The 1,880-nt window shown below is 42.6% G+C and carries 3 protein-coding genes; all 3 read left to right on the forward strand.

Annotation, left to right across the window (positions count from 1 at the left end; all coding sequences use genetic code 11):
• Positions 1–68: 68 nt before the first annotated feature.
• The 3 genes from QUA43_RS30630 to QUA43_RS30640 all read left to right on the forward strand — a co-directional run bounded on the left by QUA43_RS30630 (position 69) and on the right by QUA43_RS30640 (position 1,874).
• Positions 69–353: a hypothetical protein gene (locus tag QUA43_RS30630; protein ID WP_333379524.1), complete on the forward strand. Its 285-nt coding sequence runs from the start codon at positions 69–71 to the stop codon at positions 351–353.
• 134 nt (positions 354–487) lie between these two features.
• The gene (tnpC, locus tag QUA43_RS30635; protein ID WP_333379526.1) at positions 488–1,552 is read left to right on the forward strand and encodes an IS66 family transposase; all 1,065 of its coding nucleotides are present in this window, start codon (positions 488–490) and stop codon (positions 1,550–1,552) included.
• Positions 1,509–1,874, forward strand: a complete 366-nt coding sequence (locus QUA43_RS30640; RefSeq protein WP_445302025.1) for an IS66 family transposase — start codon at positions 1,509–1,511, stop codon at positions 1,872–1,874. The genes tnpC and QUA43_RS30640 overlap by 44 nt, the downstream gene beginning before the upstream one ends.
• Positions 1,875–1,880 lie beyond the last annotated feature (6 nt).

Genomic DNA, 1,880 nt, shown 5'->3' on the forward strand with positions numbered 1-1,880 from the left:
CATTTTTATTTAACGATTTTACTAGCTTTTTCATTTTAACCCTTTTTTGACATATTCGCAAAAGTGAGATGCACCCGATTAAAGGTACTGTCAAACAGAATAAGGTTGTATATTTAGCAATAGACCGAACCAAATGGCAATCCAATAATATTTTGATGGTCAGCATGATTTGGCGAAAAAGAGCTATTCCTATTTATTGGAAAATGCTTGACAAACAAGGGAACAGCACATTAGGAAACCAACAATTCGTATTAACGCCAGTATTCGCCGCCTTATCAGATTATAACTTGATCGTGTTAGGAGATCGTGAATTTTGTAGCGTTACCGTAAGTATTCAGGTCAAAAATAGTTGAAAGTCCAGGAATCTGGTAGTCAGATGAGGGAAAAACAAGAGTCAGCAGCACTGAAAATTAAAATAGTTGAGCAGTGGAGCTATGAAGAACTGGTCAAACTCGTTGGGAGTACAGAAATATGGTAATGTAATCAGATGAGCGAAAAACCAGAGTTAACAGCACTAAAAATGGAAGTAGTTGAGCAGTTAAGCCGTGAGGAACTGATCAAAATTGTGCTGACACAACAGAAGCTCATAGAAAAATTACAACAAGAACTCGAAAAGCTCAAAGAGAAACAGCCGAGTAATAGTAAGACATCATCGAAACCCCCATCCAGCGATCTACTACAGAAATCAGAGAAAGCCTCTTCTGAGAACTCCTCCTCCTCAGAGTCCGAACCCAAGCGCAAACCAGGAGGACAGCGAGGACATATCGGCAAAACCAGAAAAGGATTTGGGCGAGTAGATAGATATCAAATCAGCTCTCCTGACTTTTGTGAGCATTGTGGCAGCAAAGAATTAAGTGAGATAATTGGTTACAGCAAGCAGCAGGTAGCTTGTTTGGTCGCTAAACCAATTGAAGTAGTGGAATATCAACGGGTGAAGTGTCAGTGTAATGAATGCGGAGCAATGGTGATTGGCTCACCAGCATCCGGGATAGTCCCAGGACAAGACTTAAGTATCGACCTACAAGCATTATTGGTATGGTTAGGTAATTATGGACATATATCCTATGAAAAGCAACAAGAATTCCTGCGGGAATTAGGTGGCATTGAAATTGGTATAGGCACATTACAAGCCACAAATGGGCGGGTAGCCGATGCCGTCAAGCCTGCCATTGAAGACTTGTGGAAATGGGCACCGTTACAAGCGAACGTCCATGTCGATGAAACCCCTTGGTGTGTCAAGGGAGTCAAAGAATGGTTATGGACAGCTACGGGTCAAGATTTTTGCCTGTTTCATGCTGCGGATACTCGAAGTAGAGCCGAATTAGAGACGATGCTGGGGAACGAGTTTGCTGGTGTGTTGAGTTCCGATGATTTTAGCGTATATAACGGTATTGTGGTTGGAGCGCAGCAAAAATGTCTAGCCCATCTACGGCGACATTTTAAGAAAATTCTTCAAATTAGTCACGGTAACAATACAGTCGTCGCCTCTGCGTTCTTGGAATTAATTGATGAGGCATTTCGACAACATCGACTCCGGGCGCGAACACGCTGAAGAACTCGATTATCACACTTGGGCGAAGGAGTTTAAGGTCAGACTGGCAGAATTGTTAAATACTTGGCAAGGTCAGGTTGGTTATGCCGCTGGACTTTTACTGCGGTCGTTACAGAATAAAGCGCACCAATGGTGGTATTTTTTAGACCATCCTGAAATTCCCCCTGACAATAATTTGGCGGAACGTTCTCTGCGATTAGCCGTGACTAAACGTAAGGTATCTGGTGGTTCCCGGTCAATGTCTCGGTTTGAACTGAGATCTTGCACCATTCTCAATAAGCCCTTGCATTGTGTACCCAAATGTGAAATAAAGGGCGTATAAACAATG

Source organism: Microcoleus sp. N9_B4 (genome assembly GCF_036701635.1).
Lineage (GTDB): Bacteria > Cyanobacteriota > Cyanobacteriia > Cyanobacteriales > Microcoleaceae > Microcoleus.